Origin of the sequence: Arthrobacter sp. TB 26 (assembly GCF_000427315.1) — a bacterium.
In the GTDB taxonomy this organism is placed as follows: domain Bacteria; phylum Actinomycetota; class Actinomycetes; order Actinomycetales; family Micrococcaceae; genus Arthrobacter.
Genome location: NZ_AUPJ01000307.1, coordinates 1 through 15,857, shown reverse-complemented (window position 1 = coordinate 15,857; position 15,857 = coordinate 1). Strand labels below are relative to the sequence as shown.

14 protein-coding genes and 1 pseudogene are annotated in these 15,857 nt (G+C 65.0%); 6 read left to right on the top strand and 9 right to left on the bottom strand.

The window, feature by feature from the left end; genetic code table 11:
* Positions 1–41 precede the first annotated feature (41 nt).
* Positions 42–746, top strand: a complete 705-nt coding sequence (locus tag K789_RS0111095) for an SOS response-associated peptidase (RefSeq protein ID WP_029704885.1) — start codon at positions 42–44, stop codon at positions 744–746.
* Here the strand turns inward: K789_RS0111095 and K789_RS0111090 are convergent, their stop codons facing one another.
* The 3 genes from K789_RS0111090 to K789_RS0111080 all read right to left on the bottom strand — a co-directional run bounded on the left by K789_RS0111090 (position 747) and on the right by K789_RS0111080 (position 3,339).
* Positions 747–1,802, bottom strand: coding sequence for an ATP-dependent DNA ligase (locus tag K789_RS0111090; RefSeq protein ID WP_306376542.1), 1,056 nt, complete (start codon positions 1,800–1,802; stop codon positions 747–749).
* Complete coding sequence (locus tag K789_RS0111085; RefSeq protein ID WP_024366820.1) at positions 1,796–2,080, bottom strand: hypothetical protein; 285 nt, start codon at positions 2,078–2,080, stop codon at positions 1,796–1,798. Before K789_RS0111085 ends, K789_RS0111090 begins: the two co-directional genes overlap by 7 nt.
* 179 nt (positions 2,081–2,259) lie before the next feature.
* Entirely contained in the window at positions 2,260–3,339 is a 1,080-nt protein-coding gene (locus tag K789_RS0111080) for an IS110 family transposase (RefSeq protein ID WP_084507459.1), read from the bottom strand.
* Positions 3,340–3,826: 487 nt separating this feature from the next.
* On the opposite strand from K789_RS0111080, the gene K789_RS0111075 reads away from it, so the two are divergent.
* Positions 3,827–5,029 (top strand): tyrosine-type recombinase/integrase, encoded by a 1,203-nt coding sequence (locus K789_RS0111075; RefSeq protein ID WP_029704883.1) that lies wholly within the window; start codon positions 3,827–3,829, stop codon positions 5,027–5,029.
* Positions 5,026–7,413, top strand: a complete 2,388-nt coding sequence (locus K789_RS0111070) for a tyrosine-type recombinase/integrase (protein ID WP_084507456.1) — start codon at positions 5,026–5,028, stop codon at positions 7,411–7,413. The genes K789_RS0111075 and K789_RS0111070 overlap by 4 nt, the downstream gene beginning before the upstream one ends.
* A 141-nt stretch (positions 7,414–7,554) precedes the next feature.
* Here the strand turns inward: K789_RS0111070 and K789_RS0111065 are convergent, their stop codons facing one another.
* Complete coding sequence (locus K789_RS0111065; RefSeq protein ID WP_024366816.1) at positions 7,555–9,078, bottom strand: SulP family inorganic anion transporter; 1,524 nt, start codon at positions 9,076–9,078, stop codon at positions 7,555–7,557.
* 178 nt (positions 9,079–9,256) lie between these two features.
* Between K789_RS0111065 and K789_RS0111060 the strand changes: the two genes are divergently transcribed.
* Positions 9,257–9,637: a MerR family transcriptional regulator gene (locus K789_RS0111060; protein WP_024366815.1), complete on the top strand. Its 381-nt coding sequence runs from the start codon at positions 9,257–9,259 to the stop codon at positions 9,635–9,637.
* A 231-nt stretch (positions 9,638–9,868) separates the two neighbouring features.
* On the opposite strand, the gene K789_RS0111055 is transcribed toward K789_RS0111060, so the two are convergent.
* The 4 genes from K789_RS0111055 to K789_RS0111040 all read right to left on the bottom strand — a co-directional run bounded on the left by K789_RS0111055 (position 9,869) and on the right by K789_RS0111040 (position 12,637).
* On the bottom strand, positions 9,869–10,177 hold the full coding sequence (locus K789_RS0111055; RefSeq protein ID WP_024366814.1) for a hypothetical protein: 309 nt from the start codon (positions 10,175–10,177) through the stop codon (positions 9,869–9,871).
* Between the two features lie 852 nt (positions 10,178–11,029).
* Positions 11,030–11,599, bottom strand: a complete 570-nt coding sequence (locus K789_RS0111050) for a sulfocyanin-like copper-binding protein (protein WP_024366813.1) — start codon at positions 11,597–11,599, stop codon at positions 11,030–11,032.
* Positions 11,596–11,847 (bottom strand): SHOCT domain-containing protein, encoded by a 252-nt coding sequence (locus K789_RS0111045; RefSeq protein WP_024366812.1) that lies wholly within the window; start codon positions 11,845–11,847, stop codon positions 11,596–11,598. Before K789_RS0111045 ends, K789_RS0111050 begins: the two co-directional genes overlap by 4 nt.
* Before the next feature lie 109 nt (positions 11,848–11,956).
* Complete coding sequence (locus tag K789_RS0111040; protein WP_024366811.1) at positions 11,957–12,637, bottom strand: ArsR/SmtB family transcription factor; 681 nt, start codon at positions 12,635–12,637, stop codon at positions 11,957–11,959.
* Between the two features lie 105 nt (positions 12,638–12,742).
* Here K789_RS0111040 and K789_RS0111035 point away from each other — a divergent pair, with 105 nt between their 5' ends.
* Together K789_RS0111035 and K789_RS0111030 are read left to right on the top strand one after the other, a co-directional pair.
* Entirely contained in the window at positions 12,743–14,137 is a 1,395-nt protein-coding gene (locus tag K789_RS0111035) for an MBL fold metallo-hydrolase (protein ID WP_024366810.1), read from the top strand.
* Positions 14,134–15,414, top strand: a complete 1,281-nt coding sequence (locus K789_RS0111030; protein WP_024366809.1) for an MFS transporter — start codon at positions 14,134–14,136, stop codon at positions 15,412–15,414. Before K789_RS0111035 ends, K789_RS0111030 begins: the two co-directional genes overlap by 4 nt.
* Before the next feature lie 87 nt (positions 15,415–15,501).
* Here K789_RS0111030 and K789_RS25435 read toward each other — a convergent pair.
* Positions 15,502–15,857, bottom strand: a pseudogene (locus K789_RS25435) (cysteine desulfurase); the annotation flags it as partial.

The window sequence follows — 15,857 nt, the reverse complement described above, 5'->3', positions numbered from 1 at the left end:
GTTCGCCTTCCGTTCAATGCGACGTGGGGCACAATGAATCCATGTGCGGCAGATACGTGATGTCCAAGGCCACCGGGGATCTCCTCAGCCACTTCGAGGCCAGAGAGGTCGAGGGCAGCCCGCCGCCGCCCAGCTGGAACGTGGCCCCGACCCAGGACGTGCCCATCATCGCGGAGCGGCTGGACGAGGATTCCGTGGACCGGCGGCTGTTGATTGCCCGGTGGGGTCTGGTTCCGTCCTGGGCCAAGGACATTAAGATCAGTTCGCGGCTCATCAACGCCCGGAGTGAGTCGATCCTGGACAAGCCGTCGTTCCGCAGGGCCGCCTTCAAACGCCGTGCGCTGGTTCCTGCGGAGGGTTATTACGAGTGGCAGAAGACCGAGGACGGGAAGAAGATCCCGAATTACCTCTATTCCGAAGAGGATGATGTGCTGGCATTTGCCGGGCTGTACGAGTTCTGGCCGGACCCGTCCCTTCCCGAGGATGACCCCCACCGGTGGCTGCTCAGCTGCACAGTACTGACGACCACGGCCCATGATTCTCTCGGCCACGTCCATGACCGGGCTCCCGTCATCATTCCGCCCAGCATGTACGCCCGGTGGCTGGACCCGGACACCACGGACAAGGAAAAGGTGCAGGAGATGCTCGACGCCGTCCCGGAACCGGTGCTGACGCCCCGGGTGGTCACCGACCGCGTCAACAGCGTGCGCAACAACGGCCCGGAACTCATCGAGCCGGCCACCTAATCACTGCTCTACTGTGTTCGCTGGCGCCCGGCCACGTGGTCGTAGCATGTCGGGCAGGGTGATCTCCGCGGGGGACAGTTCCGGCCTTGCACGCAGGACGCGGAGCGGGTGACGGAAGGACCTGCCTGACCAAGCCGTATCGGCGGAGACTTCCACAGCCAAAGGCTCCACCAGCGTCAGCGCAACCGGGCCCTTGTCGCGGTTGAACCTGTCCAGGGTGGTGCCCTTCACCGTCGCGGGCCAGGGGTGGGCGCCGCGGGGCGGTTGCAGCCACCTCGCCAGTTCCCGCGCAGCTGCCGTCTTCAAGGGTGTGGATCTGCCGACGATCCGCAGCTCCCCGTCCAGGACCAGCCCGGCCACGACCTCCCTGGGTTCGGTGATCGGCCCGATGACTGCCCCGCAGATGATTTCCACGGTTTCGCGGTGCTTGAGTTTCAGCCAGGAACGGGCACCTGGCGTGTAGGGCTGGTCGCTGCCTTTGATGACCAGTCCCTCGATCCCGGTGTGGGGCAGGTCTTCAAACCATCTGGCCGCCTCGTCCGGATCGGTGGTGGCGGGGGAGAGGGTCAGCGGAGGCGCCCACCCGCGGGCCAGTTCTTCCAGGAGCGCCCGCCGCTGACTTAGCGGCAGTGCCCGTGCATCTTGTGCGGCCACGGCCAGAACATCGAAGGCCACGTAACTGGCCGGCGCCTGCCGCACCAGTCCGGGGAGAGTCTTCGGGCCGGCGCCCAGGCGTTGCTGCAAGGCGGAGAAGTTCAGCCTGCCCCCGGCCCAGATCACGGCTTCGCCGTCGACCACGCACCCGGGCGGGACCTCTGATGCGAGGGCTGCCGTGAGTTCGGGGAAGTACCGGGTGAGCTCCTTGCCCTGCCGGGACCACAGGCTCACCCCGGCATCGTCGTGGACCACTACGCAGCGGTATCCATCCCACTTGGGCTCATAGGACAGACTCCCGGGCAACGCCCCAGCCCGTGGCAGCCTCGTGACGACCCGGGCCAGGGCCAGCTTCAGCGGCGGGNCCCGCCGGCAGCACCGATCCGGACGGCGTTCTAGCACCCGCCATCGAGGCCTTCCAGCGCCTCTACCTCGGCGGCATCCAACAACGCATGAGAATCGGCGCCGGTGGCCCGGGCCAGGTCGTCCAGGGATTTGAAGTGGACCCGGGCGAGGGTGATGGCCACCAGCTCCAGATAGGCGGTGCCGTTGCGCTGTTCCAGACCGTCCAGATAGTTGAGCATGCGCCCTTCCAGCGCGCCGGGGCCTTCGGATTCTTCCGCGGCGAGCCGCGTCAGTGTCAGGGCTGCCAGGTCCGGGTTGTCGTAGATGAGTCCCATGGGCCAACGCTACGCACCCCGCCGGCACGGTCAAGAGCCAGTGCTAGCGCCAGCGGTAGGATTCCAGCGCACGAAGCAGGGGAGCGGGGTTACCTTTCAGGTGGTCAACGGGGCGGGAGCCGGCAAGATCCCTGGACGGCGTGACCATCCAGACCGTGAAGTAGACTCTTCTATGTCTGTCAAGGCGTTGCTGTTGCTGTTGCTGAGGCGTTGAGCGTGCGGTAGATGTGGCGGGCGAGGTAGCGCTTGATGCAGCGGCGTATTTCCTTGTTGGTTCGCCCTTGGGCGCGTCGTTTCTCGGCATACTCGCGGGTTTTGGCGTCATGGGTCATTTTGGTGACCGCGACCATGTGCAAGGCACTGTTCAGGGACCTGTCTCCGCCCCGGTTCAGTCGGTGTCTGACCGTGTTCCCGGATGATGCGGGTATGGGATTCACCCCGGCCAGGGAGGCGAAAGCCGCCTCGTTACGGACTCTTCCTTCGTGTGACCATGCAGCGAGGCACTTCGCGGCGCTGATCGCTGCGAACCCTGTCTCCTCCAGCAAGGGTGCGGCCTCACTGACCTTGACCAACTCATCGAGCTGGTTCTCGTTGGCTGTGAGCTGCTCATCGAGAAGCAGGACGTGTCTAGCCAGCCGCACGGCCTCGGTGCGGGCGATGGACAAGGAGAGCTCTTCCTCCCGGGACCGCCACTTTGAGACCTCAGTGACTTGGGTGCTGGTGAGCTTCTTCCGCCCGTCGATGCCCAGGTCATTACCGCGCACCAGGGCGTTGAGAGCATTGATCGACCGGGTGCGGTCCTTGCTCATGGATCCCCGCGCCGTAACCAGAATCCTCACGCTTTGGCGGATCCCGTCATGCAGGCGGGGGCGGCGCAGCTTGTCCACCGGTAGGGGCAGGGTCGAGATGGCGATCTGGTGGGCGTCCAGGGCATCGGTCTTGCCCACTCCACGGCGCTTCCTGGCATCCATGCGCGGTGCCTCGGCCACAGGGAAGCCGTGGCTGGCTACAGTGCCGGCTAGGATCGCCCCGTAGGATGCGGCACCTTCGATCACCCAGAGAGTATCGGCACTACCAGCGGTGCGGCGGGCGACCCAGTCGATTGCCCGGTTGATCCCGGCCCCAGTGGCAGGGAAATCCCGAGATTCCAGCAAGGCGCCGGTATTTGCGGAGAGGATCGCGTAGACGTGGTTGCGGGCGTGCGTGTCGACACCGACGACAAATGGATGGGTATGCGCGACGATAGACATGGCAGTCATTGGTACCTTTCCTCTTCACGGACATGGTCATGGCCGTCGCCGGCCGGTACCAGTCCGGGTAGAGGTCACCAAGGAACAGCACTGTGATGGGTCACGCCCCGCAAGGGGTGGACAATCTTCTGATCAAGCTACCGAGGTGGGCCGGACAGGTGCCGGCCGGACCACCCCAATGGACCGACAAATCTACTTAAAGACACCATGCGGGTCAGTTGTGCGGTGAGTCGCATCCACGGGGCGGAAGGCCTGCACCCATCCTGCCAGCCAGTCCCAGACCAGCCACTGTCAAGACTCACAGACATGCGGGATGTCCAGTTCCATCGCCCTCCGAAAAAGCTCAACGACCTGCGGGCGGAGCTGCCCGCCGGGGAGGAACTGGAAACCCGGACAGAAGGTCCCGTCTGCGATGATCTGTTTACCGGACTAAGTTGACGGTTCACGGCGCGTGTCGCCGGCCTGGACGAGCTCCTTCAGAGTCATGCTTTTGGTCATGGATCTCTCGGATCGCAGTTGGGATAGGCATCGAGCGGAGGGTCTGACTGTCGCGAACGTTGGACGGGTGATTCCTCGCTCCGGTGTTCCTGGGTTCGTGGTCCTCGACGCGATGGGCGAGGAGTTCGCTCCTGCCACGGAGTATCTGCTTGAGCTGGCAGCGTCGGACCGTTCGCCTCAGACGGTACGAACCTATGCCTTGTCGTTGCTTCGGTTCCTTCGATTTTTGTGGGCCGTCGGGGTCAGCTGGGAGCAGGCAACGTCCCTTGAAGCGCGCGACTTCGTGTTGTGGGCACGCCAAGCCGAGAAGTTCGTCGGGAATCGTAACGTCCCGCAGCGGCGGGGGAGCCGGAACCTTGTCACGGGAAAGAGGCATCTCGGAATGCGTTACTCACCCTCGACGATCAATCACACGACGACGGTGTGTAAGGAGTTTTACGCTTTCCAGCTTCGGATGGGTGACGGGCCCATCGTGAATCCTTTCGAGCTGCGCCGTGGGCGATCCCATGCGCATCATGATCCTCAGCGGGAGTTTGCCTTGGTGCGGCGACAACCCTTGCGTCAGCGCGAGGCGCACCGGGTGCCAAGATCAATCCCGGATGGAAAGTTCAACGATCTGTTTCGCCGTTTGCGGTCCAACAGGGACCGGGCGTTGGTGGCGTTTTATGTCAGCAGCGGTGCGCGGGCGAGTGAGCTGCTCGGGATCACGGGTGACCGGGTCAACGTGGGTGACCAGCTGATCGGCGTTTTCCGCAAAGGTGGCCAGCTGCAATGGTTGCCCGCTGCTCCTGATGCTTTCGTGTGGCTTCGGCTCTATCAGCTCGAAGGAGGCGTCGCCGGCCCGGATGAACCGGTTTGGCTCACGCTGCGGGGCGAGCCCCGTCCTCTGACCTACGAAGCCATGCGCGCCGTACTGAGACGCTGCAACGACCTGCTCGGTTCGAACTGGACGCTGCACGATCTGCGGCACACGTTCGCGATCCGAGCGCTCGAGGGCGGGATGGGCCTTCACGAAGTCCAGGAGTTACTGGGTCACCAGTCGCTGACTACGACCACGGTCTATGCGGTTCCGCATATGGAGGAAGTCATCGAGCATTACCGGACCCATCTGAGCAGCAGGACTTCCCCTGCCGCTGACAGTTCACCGGCCGGTCAGCCCTATAACCCCGATGAGTTGCGCGTGCTTTGGGGGAACCAGTGACAACGCCGCCCGTCAATAAGATCCAGACCGCACGACGAAGCTGGAATGACCACACTCCGCCACCAGAGGAACAACAACCGCCTGCACTGCCGCCCGTCCCTTCTGGACCGCTGACCAGCGCCAGCATTGAGGACATCATCAACCGTCTTGAGGACTGCAGCCCGTACTGGCCACAGGTGCATGAGCACAGGGCGCGCATTAGGCGCTTACTCGGTCATTTGAGGCAGTTGCCGGGTGACACCTGGCAGGAGCGCTGGGCGCTGTTCGAGGGCCAGGTCGGGCATGACGCTCTGACGTGGCGGCTCAGAATAGCCGGCGGTTCAAGCAAGAACACGAAGAATCGCAACGAGGTCGAAGGACTCAATGCGGCGATGGGACCGCTGCTGGCTCTGGACGTCATGCGCCCGTCCCACCGGTGGCTCGCGGGTCAGCGCTTTGCCTTCTGGAAAGCACTCAGCCGGTTCCGGGATCCCGCCCACACAGCTGAACTCGAAAAAGCCCTCGTCCATGCGAAGGCTTCACCGGCCCAGGCCACTAGCGGGATCCTCACCTTAGGTCGCATTCAGGCCCATACAGGCAAATCGATCCGCCAGCTCACAGCCGAAGACATCCTCGACCTGACTACCCAGCTTCCCGGGAAGCTGATCGACGTCAGCCGCAGCGGGCTGACCGCCGTATGGCCCGTGCTGCACGGGCTGGGATGGATCAGACACGATTCCGGGACCATGCCCACACGGCTCCGCGTCGGACCGAAAACGGTGGATGAGATGGTCGACTACTACGACATCACCGGCCCCTGCCGGGAACCACTCATCCGCTATCTTCAGGTCCGGTCGGCTGGCCTCGACTACGCCTCGCTCTGTGCTTTGGGCAGGTATCTGGCCGGCCTCTTCTTCGCCGACATCGTTAAGCACTACCCTGGCCAACGCGACTTCGCACTGACTCCGAAGCAGGCTGCGGGCTGGAAAGCCAGGGTCAAAGTCAAAGCCGACGGCTCGCCGCGCCGGGAAGTTTACAGCGTCTTCTTCTCCGTCCGGGCGTTCTATCTCGACATCAGCCAATGGGCACTCGAAGATGCCTTCTGGGCGCAATGGGCCGCCCCAAGCCCTATAACCTTCGCGGAAACCCGTGGTTACGTGAAGCACCGGCGCGCGACCATCGCAACGATGCAACAGCGCACCCGTGAACTGGCTCCCGTGTTGCCCCGTCTGGTGGAGGCTGCCGAACAGGCCCTCCGCGCAGCAGAAGCAACGCTGGCGGATGCCACCACGGCCGGCGCCGGCCAAACCATCGACGTGGACGGCGAGGCTTGGGAAGTCTTCCAGAGCAGTGAACATGCGCATGTGCGGATTCGGCGCAACGGAAAGGACCGGGACCTGTCCTTCGACGAGGACAACGCCTTCTGGACTTGGGCGCTTGTTGAGACACTTCGACACACCGGTGCACGGATCGAAGAAGTCCTCGAGTTGGTGCACATGAGCATCCAGCCCTATAAGGTTCAAGCGACCGGGGAGACCATACCGCTGCTGCACTTTGCTCCGAGCAAGACCGACACAGAGCGTCTGATGGTGGCAGGCCCCGAGCTCGTGCACGTGCTCTACCGAGTGCTTTCTCGTATCACCAAGGACACGGGTGGTGCACCGCTGACACAGCGATGGGACTCAGCTGAGAAAGTGCTGAGCTCACCTCTTCCGCACCTGTTCGTCCGCCGCCGTGGCGCCGGACCCCCGAACGTGATGACGACGGCCACCGTCTCCACGCTGCTCAATGACTTGGCGGGACGCGCGCATATCAAGGTCAGCGGGGCCGAGGTGAGGTTCACCCCGCACGATTTCCGTCGCATCTTCGCGACCGAGGCACTTGCCAGCGGCCTGCCTCCACATATCGTGCAGGTGCTGATGGGCCATGCCAGTCTGGCGACGACTCAGGGATACGCAGCGATTTATCCCAGGGACGTCATCCGGCACCACCGCACCTTCATCGAAAAGCGACGGGTCATTCGGCCCACCGAAGAATACCGCGAACCAACCGCCGCCGAATGGGACGAATTCGAAGCCCATTTCGTGCAACGTAAACTCAGCCTGGGCAGCTGCGGACGCGCCTACGGCACAGGCTGCCAACACGAACACGCCTGCCTCCGCTGCGCCCTTCTCCATCCGGATCCCAGCCAGATCAACAGGCTCCAGGACATCATCGATAACCTCCGGGATCGCATCGCAGAGGCCAAGCAACACGGCTGGCTCGGAGACGTCGAAGGACTGCGCGTCACCCTCAACAGTGCCGAGATGAAACTCGCGCAAATGTATAAGCTGCAGAACCCCCACGACCGAGCAATCGTAGAACTCGGAACCCCGCGAGTCCGGAACATGAAGGAACCCAAGTAAATGATCACCGGACGGACGAGCAGGATGCGCAGGTTAGCCAGAACCTCTCAGAAAGTGGTGGCGGTTCAGAAGTCTTCTGCACTCACTTCTGGCCGCACTTTTAAGCCTTGCGGGAGCACAGATCAGCCGGTGATCGACGGGTCAGTGGCCCGCGCCGAGTTTGCCTCCGAGGCGTTCGCGCATCAGGACGCTTGCGTCGTTGAGCCCGATGACCTTCACGTCCTTGCCGTGGTGGTGGTACTTCTCGGTGATGGCGTCCAGCGCTGCGATGGTCGAGGCGTCCCAGAGGTGGGAGGCGTGCATATCGATGACCACGTGCTCGGGGTCCAGCGCATATTCGAACTGGGTGTAGAGGTCGTTGGAAGAGGCGAAGAACAGTTCGCCGTCGACCACGTAGGTGGCCGTTTCGTGGCCTCCGAGGGTCTTGACCGACCGTTCGACGGTGACGAAGTGGGCGACCCTGCGCGCGAACATCACCATGGCCACGAGCACGCCCACGCCGACGCCGATGGCCAGGTTGTGGGTGGCGACGGTGACGATGACGGTGGCAAGCATGACGATGGTTTCGCTCTTGGGCATCATCTTCAGGGTCCGGGGGCGGATGCTGTGCCAGTCGAAGGTCGCGACCGACACGAAGATCATCACGGCCACGAGGGCGGCCATGGGGATGACGGAAACGATGCCGCCCAGGGCCACCACCAGGATGAGCAGGAAGACGCCGGCGAGGAAGGTGGAGATCCGGGTCCGGGCGCCGGAGGCTTTGACGTTGATCATGGTCTGGCCGATCATTGCGCAGCCACCCATGCCGCCAAAGAATCCGGTGACGATGTTCGCCACGCCCTGGCCCCAGGCCTCGCGGGTCTTGTGGGAGCGGGTGTCGGTGACGTCGTCGACGAGCTTTGCCGTCATGAGGGACTCGAGCAGGCCGACGAAGGCCATGGCGAGGGCGAACGGGAAGATGATCTGCAGGGTTTCGAGGCTGAAGGGCACGTTCGGGATGAACAGCGTCGGCAGGGAATCGGGCAGGTCGCCCTTGTCACCCACTGTCGGAACCGCGACGGCCGCAAACACGGTGATGAGGGTCAGCACCACGATGGCTACCAGCGGGGCAGGTACGACCTTGGTGAGCTTGGGCAGGCCAAAGACAATGACCAGGCCCAGAGCCACAAGGGGGTAGACCAGCCACGGGACGCCGAGGAGTTCGGGGACCTGGGACATAAAGATCAGGATGGCCAGGGCGTTGACGAAGCCCACCATCACCGAGCGCGGGATGAACCGCATGAGCTTGGCGACGCCGGAAAGGCCCAGGATGATCTGGAAGACGCCGGCGAGGATGACGGCGGCGATGAAGTAGTCCACGCCGTGGGACTTCACCAGCGGCGCGATCACGAGGGCGATCGCACCGGTGGCCGCGGAGATCATCGCGGGGCGGCCGCCGACGAAGGCGATGGTGACGGCCATGGTGAAGGACGCGAACAGCCCGATCCGCGGGTCGACGCCGGCGATGATCGAGAAGGCGATGGCTTCGGGGATGAGGGCCAGCGCGACGACGAGCCCGGCGAGGACCTCGGTCTTGAGCCGGCGCGGCGACATCAGGGTTCCCCGGACCGATTGAAGCTGTTCAGGGGTGAACGCCGGCGGGTGTTCGGCTTTTGTGACGGCCATTTCTGGCTCCGTTCATGGTCAAGAAGACGCGCGTCTGCGGCTTCGTTTTGCTAATGAATGAGGGGGCGCAGCGCCGCGCCGGGAAGAGGGGGAATTAGCCTTGAAGGTCTCACCCCACTACCTAAACCCTACCCTAACGTGATGGTAGGGTTTAAATCAGAACAGGACGGAGGCGCTGATGACGGCTAAGACCAGCAGCACCAACACCATGCACATCGGCGAACTGGCGAAGCGGACGGGACTGTCTCTGCGGACCATCCGCCACTACGACGACGTCGGGCTGCTCCCTGCCACCGCGCGGACGGACGGCGGGTTCAGGGTGTTCTCGGAAGAGGATTTCGAACGCCTCATGGTCATCAAGCAGATGAAGCCCCTGGGTTTCTCATTGGAAGAAATGGCCGAGATCCTTGGCCTCCTTGCCACCGCGGAGGGCGCGGAACCTGAACGAACCGGGACGCTGGCGGGATTCCTGGAGCGGGCCGTCCATCAGAGGGCAAAGATGGCGCGGAACTTGGCCCAGGCCGATGAGTTCATCGAAAGGCTTAACGGCCGGTCCTGAGTAATCCGGCATGCCGGGCGGGGGGACTCCTCTTCGCTGCATGGGCACACGTCCACCCTCAGTAGTCCGGATAAGAAGACCCGCACCAGCTGGCGCATGACCGGCTCCGGGTCTTCCATCAATTCGGAGAGCCGGCGGTGCACTTGCACGAGGGCCGGCAGCGTGAACTCGGTCCGGATCCCGGCCCAGGTCTGATCGCTGATCGTTTGAGGGGTCATTGTGGCCGCATGCCTAGTCGCTGATGCTTTCCAGCAGCCATCGGGTGGAGAGCGGGTTCCTGCGCAGCGTAAAGGTCCGCAGGGCTGAGTTGGACCCCAGCCGGACCTGCACCCTCCAATATTCGATGCTCACCAGGTCGCCGCTGCCGACGGCCGCGGTCCGCCGGGTGTCCCACCAGGCGTTCCGGGAGAACCAGTGCACCGGATCGGCCGCCACGGCCCAGATCCGGCCATCAAACCGGACAGCCAAGGGAGTGCCGGCCGGGGTGAACCGGACGTCAACGTCAACGTCCAGAGTTGTTTCATTCGCTACTGCTGTCACGGTTTACGCGCTCTCCCAAGTTCCTGTTCATCATTTCTTCCCGGCGGGTAACCGCCGAACTCCATACCCAGGTCCGGCGGGTCAGTGGCCCGTCGCACCAATGGGTGCACGGCAGAGCGCGGCTCGGTCGGCACACCCTCAGGCCGGGTTTGGGGGAAGTGCGGGCCGGACGAGGACCGTGTCCAGAGCTGGTGCCGCACCCGGGTCGTGGGCCAGCAGCCGAGTGGGTGGGACGGTTGGTCGGACGGGACACGCTGGGCACCCAACAGCAAAATCCCCGTCCCTCACGAGCGCAACCGCTCGTAACAACGATCCGGCTCGCGCGGTCTGCTGTTGATGCCCGGGCACCTTTTCGCGTCCGCGGACAGCGACCTCGTGATGCGTCGGCCGGTAGCAGTGAGGGCGGCATTTCCGGGAAGAGACCTGCTTGTTAAACGGGGGGATAGGGAGTTTGGGTCGGCAGCCGGGTTCCTCAGACTGCGGCGGGTTTCGCTCTCAACGCCGTCTGGCCACAGTGATCTACCGTCAAATGAAAACTGACGCACGGCGAAGACGGACCCGGCGGGACAATCGGGAGCGGCACCAATATCCAGCGTGACCCCGTCCCTCCTTGACCAGTGAGGCGCCGTGTGAGCGCTGGGGGCAGCCGAGGCTCTCGTACCGGATATTGGCGGGCCAAGCCGCCGCCGAGGGCCTCGAAGGCTTTACGGTGCTCAGCAAAGCGTTCGGCGGACCTGTCATCTCCGAGGATGGTTCGGGTCTGTTGTTGAGTGGCAAGGCGGTCCACGATGGACGAGTTCGGCGACCTTGGCGGCGGACAAGGTCCTCGCCTTCTGATGCGTACCGGCGGGTTTAGGTGACGCTGAGCTGGGTATACATCCCTGCCCAGTAGTGGCCCGGCAGATTGCAGAACAGTTCATATCGCCCGGGCGGCAGGTCAAGGGTGATCCATCCGGCCGCAGACGGGAGGATGCCGTTGCCTTCGCCTTCGGCGCAGGTAGCGGCGGCCTCGGCCAGGCTGCCGGTCTCGTCGATTTTCCCGTCCCGGCCGACCGGACGGGTCCCTGCGCTCTGGGGGTCTGCGAGCGGAACGATCATCATTTCGTGAGGGATATTGCCGGTGTTGGTGACCAAGAAGGACACCTCGCCGCGCGTCACGGTGGCCCGGTCGGCGGTCAGTTGCATGCTGCCACGCATCATCCCGGCGCCGCCCATCATGGAGCCTCCCATGTCAGTGGTCGTGACATTGATGACGGTGCCGGCGAGGCTTGGCGCCGTGCACCGGGAGGCTCCAGGATACCCGTAGCCGCCCGGCGCCGCCCCGCCGTTCATAAATACTATGGCCGTCATGGACAGGGCCGTCAGGACAAGGGTCGCGATGGCACCGAGCAGGATCTGCCCTTTGTGGGACAGGGTTTTCACGGCTTCCTTCTCAGAGCGGCGCGGCGTTCATTGAACTCGGTTGCGTCGATTTCCCCGCGTGCGAAGCGTTCGTTGAGGATCCGCTCAGGGTCATCGTGAGGGGGCCCGTAGGATCGCCAGGCGCCGGGCTGTCCACCGCGGACCAGGAGGATCACCACCGTCACCACGCCTCCCCAGAACAGCAGCATTATCAGCGCCATGGCCACCCAGCCGCCGATACCCCCGTCGCCGTACCATCCGTACATCATGTCCGGACCTCCTTTCTCTGTAGTTGTGGCTGCTGCTTGCTTACACCTTTGCCCGTTGAGCGTCCAGCGAACAGGGTCCTTGGTCATGGAGACGCCTGCCGCCCACTTGCTAGGCGGCCGTCCCTGCTTCGACCGGCAGGCCGCCGAGGCGCCATTCGAGCATTCCCTCATTCAGCCGCCGGGCCCGGCGGCCGGCGGAGTGCAGCAGGTCCACGGCTTCGTAGGCCAGGATGCAGTAGGCGCCGCGGCAGTAGGCCACGATCTCCCGGTCCCCGGGCAACTCGGAGAGGCGCCCGGGGAGCTCCTCCAGCGGGATGGAGATGGCCCCCGGGATGTGGGCGGCACTGTATTCCTCGTCCGGGCGCACGTCGAGGACCGTCACGGCTCCCGCAGCGGCGCGGGCGAGGAGTTCTTCGCGCGTGACTTCCTCTTCTTCGGCCCGCGCGCCCTCCAATCCCAGGTAGGCGACGCGTTTGGGTTCGACGTCCGCCACGTGCTCCTGCGCGACTGACCGGAGCAGGCTGTAGAGCCGGAGGATGTCGGGGCCGGCGAGGTCGTAGTGGATCCGGTTGCCTTCCCGCCGGGTCGTCACCAGCCCGGCCTGGCGCAGCGCCTGCAGGTGGGCCGAGGCCGTGCTGAGCCCCAGCCCGGCGGCAGCAGCGAGAGTTTCCACGCTCCGTTCCCCCTGGGAGAGCAGATCCAGCAGTTCCAGCCGCTTGCCGTTGGCAAGGGCCTTGCCTACCCTGGCGAACTCTTCGAAGAGTTCCGATTTCCTGGCCTTGTTTACCACTTGCTCCTCCAAAGATCCATGTAATACTGGAACTAATACTATTCCATGCTTTGGTGGAATACCAGCATATCGCCGGTTCACCCCCGGTCTGGAAGGAAAACAGTCATGGACTCCTTGAATCTGATCCCCGTCGTGGACGAGGGACTGGGCAACTCCACGTACCTGCTCGACCTCGGTGAGGGCCGTGCACTGGTCATGGATCCGGAGCGTGACCTGCGTCAGGTCCGTGCCGAAGCGTCCCGACGCGGGCTGAGCATCGCTTACGCGGTGGAAACCCACTTGCACGCCGATTTCATCTCCGGCGTCGCCGAACTCGCCGCGGTTGAGGGCGCGACCGTGCTGGCCCCGGAGGTCGGGCCCCGCGGTTTCGCCCACACTGGGCTCAGCGACGGGCAAAGCGTTGACATGGGGCGCTTCACCCTGCAGGCCCTGCACACCCCGGGGCACTCTCCCGAGCACCTCTCGTACCTGCTGCTGGAAGGCGGGGACCTGGCCGGAATCTTCACGGGCGGGTCCCTGATGGTGGGCACCGCGGGTCGCACCGACCTGGTCAGCCCGGACATGACGGTACCCCTGGCCCGGGCACAGTACCGGTCTCTGCAGCGCTTGATGGATTTCCCTGACACCACCCCCGTCTGGCCCACTCACGGGGCCGGCTCCTTCTGCTCCGCCGGCGGCAGCGGTGACCGGGTCACCACCATCGGCGCCGAACGCGCCACCAACCCGCTGCTGCAGGTCGAGGGCGAAGACGCCTTCGTCGATGCCCTGCTGGGAACGCTGGGGACCTTTCCCGAGTACTTCCTCCGGCTGGGGGAAATCAACAAGCGCGGCCCGGCCGTCCTGCACGAACAGCCCCGCCTCGCGCCCCTGTCCGCGACTGCCGTTGCGGCGCTCATCGCGGACGGTGCGCAGGTCATCGACGCCCGCCAACCGGCAGACTACGGCGCCGGCCACGTCCCCGGCTCCCTCTCGATCCCTTTCCGTCCGGTCTTCGCCACCTGGCTCGGATGGCTCGCCACCCCGGACCGGCCCGTCGTCATCGTCCGTTCCCCGGAACAGGACCCGGCCGACATCGCCACCGCCGCCGCTAAGGTCGGATTCGACACCCTTGCCGGGGAACTGGACGGCGGCTACCCCGCCTGGACCCGGGCACACACCGGCACGGAAGAAGTGGCCCTGCTCGAGCCCGGGCAAATGATCGAACGCCTGCAGGCCGGGGAAACAGTCCTCGATATCCGCCAGTCCGGTGAATACGCGGCAGGGCACGTCCCGGGTGCGGTCAACATCGAACTCGGCTACCTCGCCGACAACATCGCCGCTGTACCTGCCGGGCCGGTCATCGTCATGTGCGGACATGGCGAACGCGCCATGGGCGGGGCGAGCATCCTCGCCGCATCCGGCCGCACCGGCATCGCAGTATTCAACGGCGGACCCGCCGACTGGGCGGCAGCAACCGGCAACAACGTCGAAACCGGTACGGATCTGGCGACCGCCAAATGAGCAACCACAGCACCACCACCGGAAACCCAGGCCGCACCGGCCTCACGCTGGGCCTGCGGCAGAACCTGGCCCAGTTCATGCTCCTCGTCGCCGTCAACGCCCTCGTCGGCGGCACCCTGGGCCAGGAACGCACCGTCCTCCCGCTGCTGGCCGGACAGGTCTTCCACCTCGACCTCTACACGTCCGCGCTGACCTACATCCTGGCCTTCGGCCTCGCCAAGGCCGCCACCAATTACTTCGCCGGCACCCTCTCAGACCGCTACGGCCGCAAACCCGTTCTGGTCGCCGGCTGGGTCATCGCCCTGCCCGTCCCGCTGATGCTGATCTTCGGGCCGAGCTGGGGCTGGATCGTCGCGGCCAACGTGATCCTGGGCATCAGCCAGGGCCTCACCTGGTCCACCACCGTCATGATGAAAATGGACCTCGTCGGCCCGGAGCGCCGCGGCTTCGCCATGGGCCTGAACGAAGCGGCCGGCTACCTGGGCGTCGCCGGTACCGCCCTGGCCACCGGCTACATCGCCGCCACTTACGGATTGCGGCCCGGACCGTTCCTGCTCGGCGCCGCCTACATCGCCCTGGGCCTCGGGCTGTCAGTCTTTGCCGTGAAGGAAACCCGGGGCCACGCCCGGCTTGAAGCGGCCAACCACACGTCCGCCCACGCCAACGCCCACGGACAGCTGAGCAACCGGGAAATCTTTACCCTCACCAGCTTCCGGGACAAATCCCTGTCCTCGGTCAGCCAGGCCGGCATGGTCAACAACCTCAACGACGGCCTCGCCTGGGGACTTTTCCCTGTCCTGTTCGCCGCCGCCGGACTGACCATCGAGAAGATCGGCATCCTCGCCGCCGTCTACCCGGCCGTCTGGGGTGCCGCGCAACTCGTCACCGGAGCAATGTCGGACAAATACGGCCGGAAATGGCTGATCGTGGGCGGCATGCTCCTCCAGGCCGCCGCCCTGGCAATGATCGCCGTCGGCCAGGACTTCGGGATCTGGCTGGCCGCCGCCGTCCTCCTTGGCCTCGGCACGGCAATGGTGTACCCCACGCTGCTCGCGGCCATCGGCGACGTCGCGCACCCGGAATGGCGTGCACGCTCCGTCGGGATCTACCGGCTCTGGCGCGACGGCGGCTTCGCTGTCGGCGCCCTGCTCTCCGGGATCATCGCCGACGCCTACGGCATTCCGGCCGCCGTCGGCGTCGTCGCAGGACTGACGGCCTTGTCGGGTCTCCTTGTGGCAGTCCGCATGCGCTCAACAGATCATCACCCGCTCGCCTGAAACGCACGTGCTTCAGGGTGTTCGTACTGTCGTGGCCGCCGCCCGGAGCAGGAGAATCCCACGCCCGGGAGGCAACCCGGCCACGGCTCAGCGGCGTGCGTCGAGGTTTCGGACCGCACGGGCGATGGCGTCGGCGGCGCCCGCGACGTCCTGCTCATTCGTCCAGCGGCCGAGGGACAGGCGGATGGCGCCGAGCGCGGCGCCGGGCCCGATGCCCATCGCCATCAGGACAGGGGAAGGCTCGTGCGTGCCGGAGTGACAGGCTGACCCGGTGGACGCAGCGATCTCCGGCGCGGCCGCGAGGACCTCATGCCCGGGAACGGAGTCGATGCGCAGATTCGCGGTGTTGGGCAGCCGCCGGCCCGGGTGGCCGTGGAGGTGGACCCGGCCCGGCAGTAAGGTATCCAGGCGCGCGACCAGAAGGTCCCGGAGCGTGGCGAGCC

What these genes read in the sequence shown, in the direction of transcription:
- K789_RS0111095 (WP_029704885.1), top strand. Translation starts at nt 42, where the DNA reads ATGTGCGGCAGATACGTGATGTCCAAGGCCACCGGGGATCTCCTCAGC.
- K789_RS0111085 (WP_024366820.1), bottom strand. Translation starts at nt 2,080, where the DNA reads ATGGGACTCATCTACGACAACCCGGACCTGGCAGCCCTGACACTGACG.
- K789_RS0111080 (WP_084507459.1), bottom strand. Translation starts at nt 3,339, where the DNA reads ATGACTGCCATGTCTATCGTCGCGCATACCCATCCATTTGTCGTCGGT.
- K789_RS0111075 (WP_029704883.1), top strand. Translation starts at nt 3,827, where the DNA reads ATGGATCTCTCGGATCGCAGTTGGGATAGGCATCGAGCGGAGGGTCTG.
- K789_RS0111065 (WP_024366816.1), bottom strand. Translation starts at nt 9,078, where the DNA reads ATGGCCGTCACAAAAGCCGAACACCCGCCGGCGTTCACCCCTGAACAG.
- K789_RS0111060 (WP_024366815.1), top strand. Translation starts at nt 9,257, where the DNA reads ATGACGGCTAAGACCAGCAGCACCAACACCATGCACATCGGCGAACTG.
- K789_RS0111045 (WP_024366812.1), bottom strand. Translation starts at nt 11,847, where the DNA reads ATGATGTACGGATGGTACGGCGACGGGGGTATCGGCGGCTGGGTGGCC.
- K789_RS0111035 (WP_024366810.1), top strand. Translation starts at nt 12,743, where the DNA reads ATGGACTCCTTGAATCTGATCCCCGTCGTGGACGAGGGACTGGGCAAC.
- K789_RS0111030 (WP_024366809.1), top strand. Translation starts at nt 14,134, where the DNA reads ATGAGCAACCACAGCACCACCACCGGAAACCCAGGCCGCACCGGCCTC.